General features: G+C 69.1%; 1 protein-coding gene. It reads right to left on the minus strand.

Annotation, left to right across the window (positions count from 1 at the left end; genetic code table 11):
* A partial coding sequence (locus EKO23_RS24915) for a transposase (protein WP_175582744.1) occupies window positions 1-363 on the minus strand: 363 nt, incomplete at both ends.

The following is a 363-nucleotide window of genomic DNA, read 5'->3' on the forward strand; positions in this document are numbered from 1 at the left end:
CGTGGGCCTCGACCAGGACCGCGCCGGCCAGGCGGAGCAGCGCGGCGGGGTTGGGGAAGACCCCGACGACGTCGGTGCGGCGTTTGACCTCTTTGTTGAGCCGCTCGAGCGGGTTGGTCGACCAGGTCTTCTTCCAGTGCGCGACGGGGAACCCGGTGAAGGCCAGCAGGTCGTCGTGGGCCTGGCGGAGCAACTGCTCGACCTTGGGCAGCTGCTTGCCCAGCATCGCGGCGATGACCTCGAACTGCTCGTGCACGTGGTCGGCGTCGGGCTGGGCGAAGATCGTCCTGATCGCGGCGGCGACCATCTCCTGGTTCCCCTTCGGCACGACCGCGAGGACGTTGCGCATGAAGTGCACCCGGC

This window comes from Nocardioides guangzhouensis (assembly GCF_004519545.1).
GTDB lineage: Bacteria > Actinomycetota > Actinomycetes > Propionibacteriales > Nocardioidaceae > Nocardioides > Nocardioides guangzhouensis.